Consider the following 16,132-nt stretch of genomic DNA (forward strand, 5'->3'; position numbering starts at 1 on the left):
GCTAAGGTTCGTCTTACTACTCTGTGGTGGACTTCCCGGTCAGTCCTTCAATTTCATCACGCGCGAAGTCCACAACAGGCCATTCGTTTTCACGTGAAGCGTATAGGTCCCAGGCGCCACAGCCGATAGATCGATGGCATGCTGCACGCTCGAAGCGTGTTGCTCGCGCATCGCGGTGCGGCCGCTCCCATCGATCAGCTCGATGACGACCGCTCCGGTCGATGCGGGCACTTGCACCGTGAGCGCGTCGCGCGTTGGAGAGGGCCACGCCGCGAAGCCTTGTGCGCCGCTTTCATTCAAGCCCAGCACGGTGATGTTCACCGGCTCGCTCATCGCGCTGCAGCCATTCGCAGCGGTATGCTCTACCGTGTAGTCACCTACTTGGCCGGCCCAGAGCGTGGGGCCGGTGGCGCCGTTCACCGGTGCGCCATTGAGGTACCACTGATAGCTGGGTCCGTTGCTGCTGGTGAGCAATCCGCCATCGACCATGATAGTGGGTGTGTTCGGGGCGGTCAGCAGATCGAAGGCGAGCGCATTGCTCGCAGCGCAGCCGGTTGAGGTGGCCGCTGAAACGGTGAGCGGTCCGGTACCGGTGTATTCAAGTGGATTTCCGGTGGCGCCATTGCTCCATGCATAGGCATCGAATCCGGCTGGAGCGCTCACTTGCACGGTCTCGTTCGAGCACATCCCATCGTCGCTTGCGGTGATGGTGATCGGCGGCAAGTTCGAATTCACCAGAGCATCGAAGGCATGCACACGGCCATAGCCGAAGCTGTTGTTGGGCAAGGTGCCGGTGAGCGCATCGCCCCATGCCGAATTGATGATCGCATTGCGCACCTGCTGCCAATCGGCGCTGGGGCATTTCTGCAGGTAGAGAGCAACCACGCCCGCCACCACGGGTGAGGCCATGCTGGTTCCGCCGTTGCGCACGTGCATGCAGAGCTCGTCCATCTTGTCGGCGTTGGTGCTGCTCCAGTTGCTGATGATCGCCATCGGCGCGGCCGCCATGGTCACGTCGCCGGGCGCAGCGATGTCGGGCTTGTAGCGATCGTCGCGTGTAGGGCCCATGCTGCTGCCGCTGCTGATGGTGTACGGTTCGATGGGCGCGTTGATGTACGCGCCGGCGCAGGGCTGGTATTCTTTCTGGTTCCAGTAGTTGGCGGCGGTGAGCGTTCGTGGCGAGCAGGCCCAGCTATCGACGATATGCGAAAGGTTGTCGGGCTGCACGTAGTGCGCCATGGCCGGGTATTCAGCCGGGGTGGGGAAGGGCAGCCCCAGCGGAGCAGCGAGCGCAGGACCGATCACATTGCTGGTGGCGGTGGCGGTGGTGAGCGACCAGATGTCGAAGCGGCCGCTGCCGGTGGTCATGAAGCGCCAGAGGTAATCGGCACTGTCGGGAGAAGCGATGCGCACCTGCATTTGCACCTGGTCGCCTCGTTGCAGGGCGAGGAACTCCACATTGCCCAGCGTGTCGCCGCTGGTGCTGATGAGCGGCTCAATGATCGTGGTGCCCAGGTTCTGCGCCAGGTTGTAGAAGTCGGTGCGCTCGCGGAACTGCAGGCTGGGCGTCACGCGGTCGGCGCCGATGGCGTATTGCACGTTCTCGAATTCATCAAGGTCGGCCCAGAGCTCGAAGAACATGTTGGGGTAGGGGAAGATGTTGAATGAGGATCCGTTGGCGTTGGTGGTGAACCAGGTGAAGCTCGTGTCCGCATCCACTTGCGTTCGGAGGTGGTATGGGAACTGCGATCCGTTGTTGCCGCCAGCGCACACCAGGAAGCGCCCGCGCCGCGCGGCGATCAGGCTGTCAATGAAGAGCGCGGAGGCATCGAGGCCATCATGGGAGCCGCTATAGGTGCCCAAGCTGGCGTTCACCACGGCGGGCTTGCCTTCGGCGTCCGCGCGGTCGAAGATGTATTTCACGGCATCGGCCACGCGCGCGCGGAAGTCGGAGCCGCTGCTGTACTTCACCACGACCAGGTCGGCGCCGGGCGCTACGCCCTTGTGCTTGCCGTTGGCGCTTCCATCGCCGGCGCCCGTACCGGTCACGGTGCTTCCATGCACTGATCCATTGAAATCGCTGGCCAGTTGCCCACCGTCGATCTGAGCCTTGTTCCACTCACGGCCGTATCCGAATTCCGGCGGGGCACCGCTCCCGTCGAGGCCTTGATCCCAGTAGTGCAGCACGCGCGTGGTGTTATTGGCGGTGCGGAAGTCCGGATGGTCGATGCCGAGGCCATCATCGATGAAGCCCATGATCACGCCCGTGCCATCATAGCCCTGCGGCAATGGCGACAGGCCTGCATGCACCTGGTTCACGCGCGCCTTCACGCGCATGCTATCGCCGAGGAAGTTCATCCGGTCGCCGCCCCACTCGAAGCGAACCACTGCGGGATGCTCGGCCAGCGCGCGCACGTTCGCAACGGGCACACGGGCGCTCACTAAGCGGCCCAAGCTCATCTTCACCTCGCCACCGTGATCACGGAGTGCTTGCGAAACGGCGTCCACGGCTCCGTTGATGTAGAGGTCGATCATCTCATCCGCAGCGTGCTGAAGGCTGAGGTGATGGTCGAGCAGCAGGTCCATCTTCACACGCTGGGTGCGCAAGCTCCCAGCCTGTGGTTCCTGTGAGAAGCCCATCGCAGGCATCGCGAGCGCAAGAGTAAGGGTGTACCGGTATGGCATGGCACGAAGGTATCGGCGTTCAGGGCGCGCATAGCCCGGCATGATCCGGGATCTCCACCACGAATTCCACGCTTCCCTTGGAATGGTCGATCCGGCAGCAGTAATGCCGTATGCCATTGGTGACGATGAGCCAATTCACCTTGAATACGGTGTTGTAGCGTGCGGCCTGCTCGAACACCGCTTGTGCCACCGCCACGCCGGGCGCCTTGCATTCCACGATGGCCACGGGCCTGCCATCGGGTGCATGCACCAAGATGTCGGCGCGCTTGCTCAGGCCGTTCAGCGTGAGCTGCCGCTCCACGGCGATCAGCGAGGCGGGGCAGCCCTTGTCGTGGATCAGGAAGTTGATGAAGTGCTGTCGTACCCATTCCTCGGGCAACAGCGCCACCCACTTGCGCCGGATCGGATCGAACACCTGCCCCCCATCAGCGCCATGCCTAGTTTTGACCCCGTGGTCGGGCAGCGCCAACGAAGGTGATCCCGATCCGCTCATCCCTGCAAAAGTGCGCACCAAGCAAGAGATCGTCGCCAACTGGCTGCCCCGCTACACCGGTATCGAGGCTGCGGACTTCAGGAAGCATCTGCTCCTGACCAACTTCGACAACTACCTCGACATCTTCTGCCAGCTCACCGGTGCCCAAGTGGTAGCCAAGGACAAGGCCATGAAGGTGGCCGTGGCCGACGATATGGCCATGATCAATTTCGGCATGGGCAGCCCCAATGCCGCCACGCTGATGGACCTGCTCAGCGCGGTCAACCCTGAGGCGGTGCTTTTCCTCGGCAAGTGCGGCGGGCTGAAGAAGAAGAACCAGCTGGGCGACCTCGTGCTGCCCATCGCGGCCATCCGCGGCGAGGGCACCAGCACGGATTACTTCCCCGCTGAGCTGCCGGCTCTGCCCAGCTTCATGATCCATCGTGCCGTGAGCCATGTGATCCGCGACATGGAGCTCGACTACTGGAGCGGCACCGTGTACACCACGAACCGCCGCGTTTGGGAGCACGACGAGGCCTTCAAGGAGCGCCTGAGGCTCTTGCGCGCCATGGCCATCGATATGGAGACCGCCACGCTCTTCATGACCGGCTTCGCCAACGAGATCCCCACCGGCGCGCTGCTGCTCGTGAGCGATCAGCCCATGGTGCCCTGGGGCGTGAAGACCAGCGCCAGCGATGCCAAGGTGACCACCGGATTCGTGGAGACGCACGTGAAGGTGGGCATCGAGAGCCTGCGCGAGATCATCAACGGCGGGCGCAGCGTGAAGCACTTGAGGTTTGAATGAGAGGTTGAGCACTGGAAGCTGGAAGATGGAACGCGCTCCGATTGCTGATCACGCTCTTCCGGTTAAGGTGGATCCGGTCCCGGCTTCATCTTCCATCCATCCGTTTCGCTGATGGCTGCTCCCTCCACCATCGACGACTACAAGAAGCTCATGGCGGAGCTTCGCGGCGGCACCTTCCGCCCGGTGTACATCCTTCACGGCGAAGAGGGCTTCTTCATCGACCGCATTTCGGAGGAAGTCGAGCGCCTGGCGCTTCAGGAGCACGAGCGCGACTTCAATCAGACCGTCCTCTACGCGCGCGACACCGACGCCGATCAGCTGAAGGACGTGTGCATGCGCTATCCCATGATGGCCGAACGCCAGGTGGTGATCGTGCGCGAATTGCAGGCCTGGCGCATCGACCAGGTGGAGAAGCTCGAGCCCTACCTCGCCAAGCCAACGCCCACGACCGTGCTCGTGCTCTGCTACAAGCACAAGAAGATCGATGGGCGCAAGAGCATCCTGAAGGCCGCCATCAAGGGCGGTGCTGCCGTGCTCACCAGCGAGAAGCTGCGTGAGGAGAAGTTGCCCGAGGTGCTCGTGGGCTTCGCGAAGGGCCAGAAGCGCAAGCTCGGCGCGGCCGAGGCGCAATTGCTGGCCAGTCACCTCGGCAGCGACCTGGGCAAGGCCGTGAAAGAGGTGGAGAAGCTCTGCCTGGTCACAGAGGAAGGAGCCGCCATCACCAGCGAGGTGATCCAGCGCTTCGTGGGCATCAGCAAGGACTACAATGTCTTCGAGCTGCAGAACGCCATCGGCGCGCGCGATGCCGCCAAGGCGCAGCGGATCGCCAATCACTTCGCGGCCAATCCCAAGGAGAACCCTTTGCCGCTCACGATCGGCGCGCTCAACAATTTCTTCAGCAAGCTGGCGATGGTGCATCAGCTGCAAGGCCGGCCGCAGAATGAAATGGCCGCCGCCATGAAGGTGAATCCCTATTTCCTCAAGGACTATCTGGCGCAGGCCCGCAACTACTCGCTGGGCAAAGTGGTGGAGGCGCAGCGGCACCTGCGCGCCTGCGACCTGCGCAGCAAGGGCCTCGGCGGCGATGGCGCCGACCATGGGGAGCTGCTGCGCGAATTGCTCGCGAAAGTGATGGGCTAGCAGGCCCTACCTCCCGAACACCTTCTCGCCTTCGATCCAGGTGGCCACCACTTTGGCCTGGCGCAACGCCTCAGCAGGCGCCTTCTCCAGGTCGATGTTCACCACGGTGAAATCGGCGCGCTTGCCGGCTTGCAAGGTGCCGAGATCCTCCTCGCGGAATGCGGCGATCGCATTCCAGATGGTCATTCCGCGCAGGGCATCCGTGGGGGAGAGCGCATTGGCCATGTGGTATCCGCCTTCGGGCCAGCCATCGGCGCTCTGTCGCAGCACCGCGCTGCGGAAGGTCTGCAGCGGGTCGATGCCCTCCACAGGGAAATCGGTGCCAAGCGCCACCAGGCCCATGATGCTGCGCAGCGCCTCATAGGCGTAGGCGTCGCGGATGCGCGCCTCGCCCAGCCGGTCAACGGCCCAGGGGCCATCGCTGGTGGCGTGCGTGGGCTGCACGCTGGGAATGATGCTATGCTGCGCGAAGAGCTCGCGGTCCGCAGGGCTCACCACTTGCGCGTGCTCGATTCGCCAGCGCTTGTCGTTGCTGCCGCCGAGGACTTCGCCGTACACTTCGAGCAGCAGCTTATTGGCGCTGTCGCCGATGCAGTGCGTGTTCATCTGGAAGCCGTGGTCCATGCACCACCGCGCCACTTCGCGGAAGTGATCGCGCGATGCGAGCTGCAGTCCATGGTGCCCCGGCTGGTCGTGATAGGGCTGCTTCAGCAAGGCGCCGCGCGATCCCAGGGCGCCATCGGCATAGACCTTCACGCTGCGCACCGTGAGCCGGTCGGTGGCGATGGCGCCGCTGCGCGCGAATTGCTCCAGGTAGGGCGCCGAGTCGCTCACCATGGCATACACGCGCATCTTCAGCGCGCCTTCCTCCTGCATGCGCTTGATCAGGTCGATGGTGCCGGGATCGAGGCCGGCATCGTGCACCATCGTGAGCCCTACAGCGAAGCAGTCGCGCTGCGCATCGAGCAGGGCCTGGCGTTTGGTGGCCTCATCGGCCTGTTCCATGATCGGCTGGAAAACGCTCACCGCATTGTCGATGAGCACGCCGGTGAAGCGGCCATCGCGCTTCAGCATCAAGCCGCCCTCGACCGCGTGCTCGGGATCCATCCCCACTGCACGCAGCGCGGCCTCATTCACCACCGCAGCGTGGCCATCGATCCGCTGCATCAGCACAGGACGGTCCGGAAAGAGCGCATTGAGTTTCGTGTTGTCGGGGTATTCCTTCACCGGCCAATCGTTCTGGTCCCAGCCACGGCCCAGGATCCAGCCCTGCCCCGGATGCGCCTTCGCATAAGCCTCGATCCGTGCGAGCGCCTCGTCCCAATCGCCCACGCCCTGCAGATCGACTTTCTGTTTGTTGAGGCCGTAGCCGTAGAAATGGCAATGGCCATCGGCGAAGCCGGGATAGATGTGCTGTCCGGCGGCGTCGTAGGTGGCCTTGGTGCTGTACCGGTTTCGGATCTTGTGCTCCGGGCCGAGCTCGATGATGCGGCCATCCTTGATCGCCATGGCCTGATGCACGGAGTCGGCTTCATCGAGCGCGTGGATCACGGCGTTATGCACCACCAGATCGGCATCGCGGTCGCGGTATCCGCAGGCGGCGAGGAGCAGGAGGAAGGGAAGCAGTCGTTTCATGGAGCGATGAGCTTGCGCAGGCGCGAAGGAAGGCGTGCGGGATCGACGATGATCAATGCGACCAGCCCAACGAATGGAAGGAGCGGCACGCGGTAGCGCACCAGCGCGCCCACTACGGGCACGGTCCAGCCGATCAGCAGGGCGAGCAGCACGATGAACGCCAAGGCGAAGAGCAGTGCGGGCTTGTCAACCGCGTTCCATGCCCGACGGCGCCAGAGCGCAAGCAGCGGCACGGTCACCAGCAAGGCGCTCTCCAGTGCGCCTACCCACGCGAGCGGTCCGCTGCCCAGCACCGCGAAGGGACTGATGAAAGCGTTGGCGAGCGCACGCGGCGCGTTGGCCAAGAAGCTCCAGGCATGCGGTTCCAGCAGGGGCAGGTCGATGAAGCTGCCGGTGGGCACTTCGCGCGTGAGGCCGATGAAATCGCTCTGTTTCATCGCTAGGATGTACAGCGGATCAAGCTGCGGGAGCAATCGGCCCAAGAGCAACGCGACGCTTACCAGCACGATATGCACCGCCAGGAATTTCAATCCAGTTCGTCCCGGCTTCCAGCGGCACCACGCGTAGGCGATGAGCGGCGGCACCAAGCAGAGCAGCACGTAGGCTTTCACCATCCCCATGAGCGCTGCGCCGAGCACCAGGACCGCCACACGACGTGGATCGAGTGATCGCGACCACGAGCCGATCGCTGCGAGCAGCACAAAGCCGAGGCCGAGCAGGAGCAGGCATTCCTTCAGCACGCCGCTGCCCCAGAACAGCACGCTGGGCCAGAGGAAGACCGTGATCGCCAGTCCGCGTTTCGCGCTGCGGGCCATGGGCTCCAGAGCACGGTACAACGCGAGCGCGCCCACGGTGCTCGCCCACGCTGCGAAGACGGCATGCACGGCATAATGTCCGAAGGAAATGAGCCGCAGCGCCGCGTTGAAGCGGATCATGGTATGCGCATCGTTGTGCAGGCCGGAGTCCCAGCGGCGCACCCAATGGTTCATCTGGCTGTAATACTGCTCGGTGAACCAAGGGGTATCGTTGCCGATGCCGAAGAGCATGCGGAACCAATCGCCGGGCTTGGAGAAGAGCGCCTCGTGCAGCACGCGGCTGTCGTCGAAGTACTTGAAGATGTCTGCGGTGGCGCGATCAGGATAGGCATAGGTGTACACGGCCCAGACCGCAGCGCCTGCCAGCACCTTGATCGCGAAGAGCAGCGCAACAATGCGCATCGGCAGTCCTGGCGCATCGCGGAAGAAGCGCACGCGCCGCATCGCGTACAAAAGCAATGCGAACCAGGCAAGGGCGAGGAAGAGGCCGGGCATGGGGGCGAAGGTGACGAATGCACGTCACGGACGGGCGGTGCGCAGCATGGATGCCCGTCACGGCGCCAACCGTCACGCCTTATCCACCACCAGCTTGAAGCCAACGCCGTGCACGTTCACGATCTGCAGTTTGGGATCGGGCTTCAGGTACTTGCGCAGGCGGCTGATGAAGACATCGAGGCTGCGGCCAAGGAAGTAGGTGTCGTCGCCCCAGACCATGTTGAGCACCAGTTCGCGCGGCAGCACTTGATCGGCGTGCAGGCATAACAGGCGCAACACATCGGGCCTCCTTGCGCGTGAGCTTGCGTTCCTCGTTCGGGTGGCAGAGCATCAGGTTGCGGTAGTCGAATGTGAAGTCGCCCAGCTCGAAGCGCTCACGGTCGCGGGCATCGTCGCTCTTGCCCATGGTGCGGCGCAGGATGGCCTCGATGCGCAGCAGCAGCTCTTCGTGGCTGAAGGGCTTGGTGAGGTAGTCGTCGCCGCCGGCCTTGAAGCCCGCGATCCGGTCGTCGGTCTGGCTCTTGGCCGTGAGGAAGACGATGGGCACCAATGCGTTCACCAGGCGGATGTCCTCGGCGAGGCTGAAGCCGTCCTTGCCCGGCAGCATCACGTCGAGCACGCACAGGTCGTACGGGTGCTCATTGAATTTCTTCAGCCCTTCCTTGCCGTCGCGCGCCAGGTGCACGGTGTAGCCTTTGCGCTTCAGGGCATCCTGCACCACGAAGCCGAGGTTCTGGTCGTCCTCGACCAGGAGGATGGTGGGTTTGTCGCTCATAACGGCGGATAGGTTGAGGGTTGGAGGTTGTTGCAGGGTCGAGGGTTGAGCGGGTCGGGAGTCAGGTTTCGATCTTCAACCTGCATCGCCCAACCGGCCACGAAGCGGCAATGAAAGGGTGAACACGCTGCCCTTGCCCGGTTCGCTGCGCACGCTCACGCCGCCGCCGTGGGCGAAGGCGATCTGCTGCACGTAGTGGAGCCCCAGGCCGAAGCCCTTCACGTCGTGCACGTTGCCTGTGGGCACGCGGTAGAAGCGCTCGAACACATGGCGCTGGTCTTCCTTGCGGATGCCGATGCCCTCGTCCTTCACCGAGAGCAGCAACTCGTTGCCCCGCTGGCTGCTGCGCACCTCGATCACGGTGCCGGGCTTGCCGTACTTCACGGCGTTGTCGAGCAGGTTGAAGAGGGCGTTCGTGAGGTGCACGCGGTCGCCGGCAACGGTGCTGATGGCCGCATCGAGGTGGAGCTCCACGCGCATGTCGCGCTCCTGTGCGGGCAGCTTGATGCTCTCGGCGGCCGCAGTGGCCACAAGGTGCATGTCCACGGCCTCGCGCTTCATCGCGACGCTGTCCTTATCGAGCGTGGCCAGCTGAAGGACCCGCTCCACCTGGGTGCGCAGCCGTTCATTCTCACTGCGGATGATGCGGGCGTATTCCCGCAGCCGCTCCGGCTCCTGCACGATGGCCGGATCGCTGATCACTTCACTGCTGAGGGCGATGGTGCTGATGGGCGTCTTCAACTCATGCGTCATGTTGCCGATGAAGTCGTTCTTCATCTCGCTGAGCCGCTTCTGGCGCATGATCACCCACACGCTATAAGCGAAGAAGCTGAAGACGATGAGCGTAACCACCGTCGGGAAGATCCAGGTCCAGCCCGCATCGTTTTCCTCATCCCACAAGGTGCTCTGCCGGGTCGGGAAGTACACGCCGAAATAGTGGCCGTCCTTGTCGAGCTTGGGCAGCTCGCTATGCGGCATGGTGTCGCTGATGGCGGTGTCCTGCGACACGTAGTTGCCATAGACGATGCTGTCGGTGAAGCAGTCGTAGATGCCGTACTCGAAATCGTCCTCGATGTGCCGCCGGCTGAACTCCTTGCGCAGCAGGGCTTCGAGCAGGTAGGGGTGCAGCGTATCGTTGATGGTGACGGCGAAGTAGTTCGGCCGCATCTGCTTCACGGCGTCATACAGGTCGGTGCTGTCCTTGTTGATGGTGAGGATCTGCTCAGTGACGTCACCGAGGGCCATCACCACCCGGTCATTGAATTGCTTCTCGAGCTGCGAGGCCTGCTCCTTGTTGAGCGCCACCTGCTCTTTGCGGTATTGCGATGATTGCCTGAGCCAGATGAGCTGGGTCAGCACCACGCCCACCACGCTCAGCGTGGCCAGCAGCATCAAGGTGCCGATGGCACGACGTCCCATGCCCGCAATGTTAGGCGGCCGTTGGCCGGTGCGCTGCTCGGGTTAACAAGGGTTCGCAGCCCGAAAGTCTCGGTGCGGAGGTTGGCAGGCGGAGGGTTACCCCCAACCTTCGCTCAGCCCCCAACCTTCACTCAACCCGCAACCTTCCCTCAACCCCCAGCATAATCACCCTGACACCCGGCTGATTTGCCAATCCAACTGATCAACCTACATTCGCAGCCCATTTCCGGAAGCCCATGTACGCCATCGTCAACATCGCCGGCCAGCAATACAAGGTTGAGCAGGCTCAGAAGCTGAAAGTCCACCGCCTCGAAGCCGAAGAGGGAAAGCACTTGGAACTCGACAATGTGCTGCTCGTGAGCGACGGCAAGACGGTGAGCGTGGGTACTCCGACCGTGGAAGGCGTTCGTATCGCCGCCAAGGTGCTGAGCCACGGCAAGGGCGACAAAGTCCTGGTCTTCAAGAAGAAGCGCCGTAAGGGCTATCAGAAGCTGAACGGCCATCGCCAATACCTCACCGAGATCTGGATCGAAGCCATCTTGGGCAAAGGCGAGAAGTTCGATGCCAGCAAGAGCAGCGCTCCCAAGCCCAAAGCGGTGGTGACCGATGCCCCCAAGAAGGTGAAGAAGGCCGTTGAGCCCAAGGCCGCCGCCGAGGCCAAGCCTGCCAAGAAAGCCGCTGCCAAGAAGGCGCCGGCCAAGAAGACCGCTCCCAAGAAGAAGTAACTCCCCGACTCCGCTCGGAGTGATCAAAAGCCACAAAAGCCATGGCACACAAGAAAGGTGAAGGCAGTACCCAGAACGGCCGCGAATCGCACTCGAAGCGACTCGGCGTGAAGATCTTCGGTGGCAGCGCGGCCATCGCTGGCAACATCATCGTGCGCCAGCGCGGCACCAAGCACCACCCCGGCAAGAACGTGGGCATCGGCGTGGATCACACGCTCTTCGCCCTTGCCGACGGCACCGTGAAGTTCCAGAAGAAGCGCGGCGACCGCAGCGTTGTGAGCGTGGAGCCCGCCCCCAAGGCCGACTGATCATCCGTCCCCCGGAAACGCGAAGCCCTTCCGCCTTGGCGGAGGGGCTTCGGCTTGAAATGTCCCGGCATCCGCTACCGATACCTTTGGCCACGAACCCGACCGCCGAATGCTCGAACTGAATTACCTGCGAGAGAACCGTGATGAGGCCGAACTGCGGCTGGCCAAGCGCAATATCGATGCGAAGGCCGCCTTGGATAAGGTGCGCGAACTGGACGACGCGCGCCGCGCCGCACAGACCGAATTGGATGGCCGCCAAGCCGAGCTGAATAGCATCAGCAAGAGCGTGGGCGAGCTGATGAAGGCCGGGAAGAAGGAGGAGGCGGAGGCCGCCAAATCCAAGAGCGCGGAGCTGAAGGCCGGCATCCCGGAATTGCGTGAGAAGCTTGAGGCCTGCGAACAGTCCTTGCGCGATCACCTGGTGACCCTGCCCAATGCGCCGAGCGCCAAGGTGCCGGTGGGAAAGACCCCGGACGACAATACCGTGGTGATGCAAGAGGGCGCGGTCCCGGACCTCGGGCCCCATGCCAAGCCGCATTGGGAACTGGGTGAGGAGTACGGATTCCTGCACATGGACCTGGGCGTGAAGCTCACCGGCGCGGGCTTCCCCGTCTACAGCGGTCAAGGCGCCCGCTTGCAGCGCGCGCTCATCGCCTTCTTCCTCGACAAGGCCACCGAGGCGGGTTATCGCGAGATCATACCGCCGCATCTCGTGAACGCTGACAGCGCCTTCGCCACCGGACAGCTTCCCGACAAAGAAGGACAGATGTACCATGCCACAGTGGACGATCTGTACCTCATCCCTACTGCTGAGGTGCCCATCACCAACCTTTACCGTGACGAGATCATCGATGCGGACCGGCTGCCGATCAGGAATGTGGGCTACACGCCATGCTTCCGCCGCGAGGCCGGCAGCTATGGCGCGCATGTGCGCGGCCTCAACCGCGTGCACCAGTTCGATAAGGTGGAGATCGTGCGCGTGGAAAAGCCCGAGGACAGCTACGCCGCGCTCGAGGAGATGGTGGAGCACGTGAAAGGACTTCTGCGCTCGCTCGAATTGCCTTTCCGTCAACTCCTGCTCTGCGGCGGCGACATGGGTTTTGCCAGCGCCTTGACCTACGACATGGAAGTCTACAGTGCCGCCCAGCAGCGTTGGCTCGAAGTGAGCAGCATCAGCAACTTCGAGACCTTCCAGAGCAACCGCTTGAAGCTCCGGTACCGTGACGGGAACGGCAAGCCCCGGCTCGCGCACACCCTCAACGGCAGCGCACTGGCGCTTGCGCGGATCGTCGCCGCGCTGCTCGAGAACAACCAAGGCCCTGAGGGGATCCGCATCCCCAAGGCGCTGCAGCCCTACACCGGCTTCGCATTGATCACGAAATGAAGCGCCGCATGCGTTGCCCCCAGGGCATGGCGTTATTGCTCGCCTTCCTTCCCTTGGCCTGCACGCATGCGCCCGATCCCGCCCAACTCACTGCAGTGGATCAGTTGATCACAGCGAACGATGGCGCCGCGCTCACCCTCAACGAGCTCGGCCGGCAGCGCTATTTGCACGCGGACTCGCTGCTCACGCTCGATTCCGCTCGGTATGCGGTCCGCTTCGCTGATACCCTCGCTCCTTCTTCTGCGCAGGCGTTGGGCAGCCAATGGCTCACGCTGCGCCATGCGGCGGCCATGGGCCGTGATCACGAGCGGGTGCTCGGCGAGCTGATCCTTGCCGGCGAGCGGCTGCGGCTGCTGCGCGCTGACATTGCCGCCGGCGCGCTGGATGCTGGGGCCGCAGCCTCATTGATCGCCGCAGAGCAGAAGCATCACTCCGACGTGATCGGCGGCGTGCATGCCGTGATCGACAACTACCGTCTGCTGCAACAGGCCTGGGACCGCCGCGATACCGTCGAGCAGCTGCTCGCGAACACCGATCGGCCATGAAGCGACTGCTCTCCCTGATTCCTGCGCTGCTCCTGCTGTCGCCCGCGGACGCGCAGCCCGGCACCGATGAGCAGCTCGCCGCGCAGTACTTCCAGCAGGGCGATTTCGCAAAGGCCGTGCTCTACTATGAGCGCCTCTACAAGCAGCAGCCCACGGATTATTATTATGAGCAGCTGCTCAAGAGCCTGGTCGGCGTGCCTGAGCTGGAAGCCGCGCAGAAGCTGGTGAAGGACCGCGCGCGCCGCAAAGACGATGATCCGCGATATGCCATCGACATGGGGCGCGTCCTGGAGCTGATGGGCGAAAAGGACAGGTCGCAGAAGGAATACGACCGGGCCCTGAAGATCATGCGCGGCGATCAGAACAGCGTGCGGTCGACGGCAAATGCATTCCAGGCCTACAACAAGACCGAACTCGCCCTCGCGGCTTACGAGAAGGGCCAGCGCATCGCTTCCGATGGCATGGGCTACGCCTTCGAGATAGCCAACCTGCACGGGCTGAAGGGCGACCTGCCCAAGATGGTGGCCGCTTACATGGATCTGCTCGCCGCCAACGAGGGCTACGCGCAAGCCGTGCAGAACAACCTTTCCCGCCACTTCGAGTTCGACGCCGCCGATCCGCGCACGGAGGTCCTGCGCACCGAGCTGCTGCGCCGCATCCAGCGCGACCCCGCGCGCTCCATCTTCCCCGAGATGCTCATCTGGATGCTCATCCAGCAGAAGGACCTCGACGGCGCTTTCGTTCAGGCCAAGGCCATGGATAAGCGCCTCGATGAAGGCGGCGCGCGCCTGATGGACCTTGCCCGCATAGCGGAAGCGAACGGCGATTACGGCATCGCCTTCAAGTGCTACGACCATGTGATCGGACTGGGCCGCAACGATGGCAATTACTTCAGCGCCCGCACCGGGGCGGTGCATGCGCGCTACCTTCAGCTCACCGGTCAGCCGGAGCCGGTGGAGGCAGAGCTCGGTGACCTTGATCAGCGCATGGCGGCCACGCTCACCGACATGGGCCTGGCCAAGCATACCGTGAGCCTTCTGCGCGAACGGGCCCATCTGAAGGGCTATTACCTGAATCAGCCGGCCGAGGCCATCGCCCTGCTGGATGAAGGATTGGCCATGCCTTCCATCGATGCCAAGCAGAAGGCCGAGATCAAGCTCGACCTGGGCGACCTGCACCTGATAAGCGGCGACATCTGGGAAGCCTCCTTGCTCTTCAGCCAGGTGGACCTCGACTTCAAGCACGATGCACTCGGGCATGAGGCACGGCTGCGCAACGCCAAGGTCTCATTCTATGCCGGCGACTTCCTTTGGGCGCAAGCGCAGCTGCAAGTGCTCAAGGCCAGCACAAGCAAGCTCATCGCGAATGATGCGCTCGAGCTCAGCCTGCGGATCACCGATGCCCTTGGCGCCGATAGCAACGATGTCCCGCTGCGCTTCTTCGCCCGCGCTGAGCTGCTGCGCGTGCAGCACCTCTATGCCCAAGCATTGGGCACCCTCGATTCGCTCCATGCAGAGTTCCCCATGCATACCCTTGGCGACGACGTGCTCTATGAGCGCTACCGCATCGCCTTGGCGCGCCGCCGGTACACGGAAGCTGCCGGGTACCTTGAGAAGGTGCTCGAGCAGTACCCGATCGATATCCTGGTGGACAACGCCCTGCTTGACCTCGGGCGGCTCTATGAGGATGTGCTGAAGGAGCCCGAGAAGGCCAAGGGTTTCTACGAGAAGCTCCTCTTCGAGCAGACCGGCAGCATCTTCGTGCCCGAAGCGCGCGAGCGCTACCGAAAGCTGCGCGGCGATGCGCCCGACGCCCCAGAAGAGAAAAAGCCGCCTCACCCGTGATCATCTACAACGTCACCATCAGCATCGATGCTGAAGCGCACGACGCCTGGCTGGCGTGGATGAAGGAGGAGCACATCCCCCGCGTGATGGCCACCGGCCAGTTCGTGAACAGCCGCATGCACAAGGTGCTGGCCGATGATGACGGCGGCATCACTTACGCGGTTCAGTACGCCGCCACCGACATGGTGCACTACGCCCGCTACCGGGATGAGCATGCGCCGCGTTTGCAGGCCGAGGCGCAAGAACGCTTCGGCGGCCGGTTCCACGCCTTCCGCACCCTGCTTGAGGTGGTGCATGACGCATGAACTCCGTTCGGGCCAAGAAGCATCTGGGTCAGCACTTCCTCAAGGAGGACCAGGTCGCGCAGCGCGTGGCCGAGGGGCTCTCAGGCCATGGAGGTTACAAGCATGCGATCGAGGTCGGCCCCGGGACTGGTGCGCTCACGAAGCACTTGATGGCACGCGGCGGATTCGGGCTCACCTGCTTCGAGGTGGATCATGAATCGGTCGCTTACCTGAAAGCGCAGTATCCGGGCCTGAACGTGCGCGAGGCCGATTTCCTGGGCATGGACCCGCGCAGCATCACTGATGGCCCCTTCGCCGTGGTGGGGAACTTCCCGTACAACATCAGCACGCAGATCGTCTTCAAGGTGCTCGAGCACCGCGATCGATGCACCGAGGTGGTGGGCATGTTCCAGAAAGAGGTGGCGGATCGCTTCCGTGCCCCGCATGGCAGCAGGACCTACGGCATCACCAGCGTGCTGGCGCAGGCGTGGTACGATGTGGAACTGCTCTTCCACGTGGAGCCCGGCAGCTTCATCCCGCCGCCCAAGGTCCGCAGCTCGGTGATCCGCATGAAGCGCAACGAAGCGGACAAGCTGAGCTGCGATGAGGCCCTCTTCTTCCGTGTGGTGAAGACCGCCTTCAACCAGCGCCGCAAGACCCTGCATAATGCGCTCAAACCGCTGCCCGATTTGAAGGCGCCGTTGCCGGAGCGTTTCGCAGGCAAGCGCGCGGAGCAGCTGAGCGTGGCGGATTTCGTGGAGATGACCACCGCGATCGCCGCGATGAACGGCTGATCCCCTT

At 63.3% G+C, this 16,132-nt stretch carries 14 protein-coding genes and 1 pseudogene; 9 read left to right on the top strand and 6 right to left on the bottom strand.

Annotated features, from left to right (window positions below):
- Nucleotides 1-39 precede the first annotated feature (39 nt).
- Both IPK70_16755 and IPK70_16760 read right to left on the bottom strand, forming a co-directional pair.
- Nucleotides 40-2,685, bottom strand: coding sequence for a S8 family peptidase (locus IPK70_16755; GenBank protein ID MBK8228814.1), 2,646 nt, complete (start codon nucleotides 2,683-2,685; stop codon nucleotides 40-42).
- Between the two features lie 19 nt (nucleotides 2,686-2,704).
- Complete coding sequence (locus IPK70_16760; protein ID MBK8228815.1) at nucleotides 2,705-3,178, bottom strand: type I restriction enzyme HsdR N-terminal domain-containing protein; 474 nt, start codon at nucleotides 3,176-3,178, stop codon at nucleotides 2,705-2,707.
- A gap of 10 nt (nucleotides 3,179-3,188) precedes the next feature.
- Here IPK70_16760 and IPK70_16765 point away from each other — a divergent pair, with 10 nt between their 5' ends.
- A complete protein-coding gene (locus tag IPK70_16765; GenBank protein ID MBK8228816.1) occupies nucleotides 3,189-3,962 on the top strand; it encodes an AMP nucleosidase in 774 nt (257 codons plus the stop codon).
- A gap of 111 nt (nucleotides 3,963-4,073) precedes the next feature.
- Nucleotides 4,074-5,102, top strand: a complete 1,029-nt coding sequence (holA, locus tag IPK70_16770) for a DNA polymerase III subunit delta (protein MBK8228817.1) — start codon at nucleotides 4,074-4,076, stop codon at nucleotides 5,100-5,102.
- Nucleotides 5,103-5,108: 6 nt separating this feature from the next.
- Here holA and IPK70_16775 read toward each other — a convergent pair whose 3' ends face one another.
- The 4 genes and pseudogenes from IPK70_16775 to IPK70_16790 form a co-directional block, all read right to left on the bottom strand.
- Nucleotides 5,109-6,737: an amidohydrolase gene (locus IPK70_16775; protein MBK8228818.1), complete on the bottom strand. Its 1,629-nt coding sequence runs from the start codon at nucleotides 6,735-6,737 to the stop codon at nucleotides 5,109-5,111.
- Nucleotides 6,734-8,047, bottom strand: a complete 1,314-nt coding sequence (locus IPK70_16780; protein ID MBK8228819.1) for a hypothetical protein — start codon at nucleotides 8,045-8,047, stop codon at nucleotides 6,734-6,736. The genes IPK70_16775 and IPK70_16780 overlap by 4 nt, the downstream gene beginning before the upstream one ends.
- 72 nt (nucleotides 8,048-8,119) lie before the next feature.
- A pseudogene (locus tag IPK70_16785) lies at nucleotides 8,120-8,822 on the bottom strand (response regulator transcription factor).
- A 75-nt stretch (nucleotides 8,823-8,897) separates the two neighbouring features.
- Nucleotides 8,898-10,241, bottom strand: a complete 1,344-nt coding sequence (locus tag IPK70_16790; protein ID MBK8228820.1) for a HAMP domain-containing histidine kinase — start codon at nucleotides 10,239-10,241, stop codon at nucleotides 8,898-8,900.
- A gap of 236 nt (nucleotides 10,242-10,477) precedes the next feature.
- On the opposite strand from IPK70_16790, the gene rplU reads away from it, so the two are divergent.
- From rplU to rsmA, 7 genes are all read left to right on the top strand, one after another.
- Nucleotides 10,478-10,966, top strand: coding sequence for a 50S ribosomal protein L21 (rplU, locus tag IPK70_16795; GenBank protein MBK8228821.1), 489 nt, complete (start codon nucleotides 10,478-10,480; stop codon nucleotides 10,964-10,966).
- A 41-nt stretch (nucleotides 10,967-11,007) separates the two neighbouring features.
- A complete protein-coding gene (gene rpmA / locus IPK70_16800; GenBank protein MBK8228822.1) occupies nucleotides 11,008-11,274 on the top strand; it encodes a 50S ribosomal protein L27 in 267 nt (88 codons plus the stop codon).
- Between the two features lie 109 nt (nucleotides 11,275-11,383).
- The gene (gene serS / locus IPK70_16805; protein MBK8228823.1) at nucleotides 11,384-12,658 is read left to right on the top strand and encodes a serine--tRNA ligase; all 1,275 of its coding nucleotides are present in this window, start codon (nucleotides 11,384-11,386) and stop codon (nucleotides 12,656-12,658) included.
- Nucleotides 12,655-13,203: a hypothetical protein gene (locus tag IPK70_16810; GenBank protein ID MBK8228824.1), complete on the top strand. Its 549-nt coding sequence runs from the start codon at nucleotides 12,655-12,657 to the stop codon at nucleotides 13,201-13,203. Before serS ends, IPK70_16810 begins: the two co-directional genes overlap by 4 nt.
- Nucleotides 13,200-15,047 (top strand): hypothetical protein, encoded by a 1,848-nt coding sequence (locus IPK70_16815; protein MBK8228825.1) that lies wholly within the window; start codon nucleotides 13,200-13,202, stop codon nucleotides 15,045-15,047. Before IPK70_16810 ends, IPK70_16815 begins: the two co-directional genes overlap by 4 nt.
- Nucleotides 15,044-15,352, top strand: coding sequence for a DUF4286 family protein (locus tag IPK70_16820; protein ID MBK8228826.1), 309 nt, complete (start codon nucleotides 15,044-15,046; stop codon nucleotides 15,350-15,352). Before IPK70_16815 ends, IPK70_16820 begins: the two co-directional genes overlap by 4 nt.
- Nucleotides 15,349-16,125, top strand: a complete 777-nt coding sequence (gene rsmA / locus IPK70_16825) for a ribosomal RNA small subunit methyltransferase A (protein ID MBK8228827.1) — start codon at nucleotides 15,349-15,351, stop codon at nucleotides 16,123-16,125. The genes IPK70_16820 and rsmA overlap by 4 nt, the downstream gene beginning before the upstream one ends.
- The last annotated feature ends 7 nt before the right edge of the window (nucleotides 16,126-16,132 follow it).

This window comes from Flavobacteriales bacterium, from assembly GCA_016712535.1.
Classification (GTDB): Bacteria; Bacteroidota; Bacteroidia; order Flavobacteriales_F; family PHOS-HE28; genus PHOS-HE28.

What these genes read in the sequence shown, in the direction of transcription:
- IPK70_16755 (MBK8228814.1), bottom strand. Translation starts at nt 2,685, where the DNA reads ATGCCATACCGGTACACCCTTACTCTTGCGCTCGCGATGCCTGCGATG.
- IPK70_16760 (MBK8228815.1), bottom strand. Translation starts at nt 3,178, where the DNA reads ATGAGCGGATCGGGATCACCTTCGTTGGCGCTGCCCGACCACGGGGTC.
- holA (MBK8228817.1), top strand. Translation starts at nt 4,074, where the DNA reads ATGGCTGCTCCCTCCACCATCGACGACTACAAGAAGCTCATGGCGGAG.
- IPK70_16775 (MBK8228818.1), bottom strand. Translation starts at nt 6,737, where the DNA reads ATGAAACGACTGCTTCCCTTCCTCCTGCTCCTCGCCGCCTGCGGATAC.
- IPK70_16780 (MBK8228819.1), bottom strand. Translation starts at nt 8,047, where the DNA reads ATGCCCGGCCTCTTCCTCGCCCTTGCCTGGTTCGCATTGCTTTTGTAC.
- IPK70_16790 (MBK8228820.1), bottom strand. Translation starts at nt 10,241, where the DNA reads ATGGGACGTCGTGCCATCGGCACCTTGATGCTGCTGGCCACGCTGAGC.
- rplU (MBK8228821.1), top strand. Translation starts at nt 10,478, where the DNA reads ATGTACGCCATCGTCAACATCGCCGGCCAGCAATACAAGGTTGAGCAG.
- rpmA (MBK8228822.1), top strand. Translation starts at nt 11,008, where the DNA reads ATGGCACACAAGAAAGGTGAAGGCAGTACCCAGAACGGCCGCGAATCG.
- serS (MBK8228823.1), top strand. Translation starts at nt 11,384, where the DNA reads ATGCTCGAACTGAATTACCTGCGAGAGAACCGTGATGAGGCCGAACTG.
- IPK70_16810 (MBK8228824.1), top strand. Translation starts at nt 12,655, where the DNA reads ATGAAGCGCCGCATGCGTTGCCCCCAGGGCATGGCGTTATTGCTCGCC.
- IPK70_16815 (MBK8228825.1), top strand. Translation starts at nt 13,200, where the DNA reads ATGAAGCGACTGCTCTCCCTGATTCCTGCGCTGCTCCTGCTGTCGCCC.
- rsmA (MBK8228827.1), top strand. Translation starts at nt 15,349, where the DNA reads ATGAACTCCGTTCGGGCCAAGAAGCATCTGGGTCAGCACTTCCTCAAG.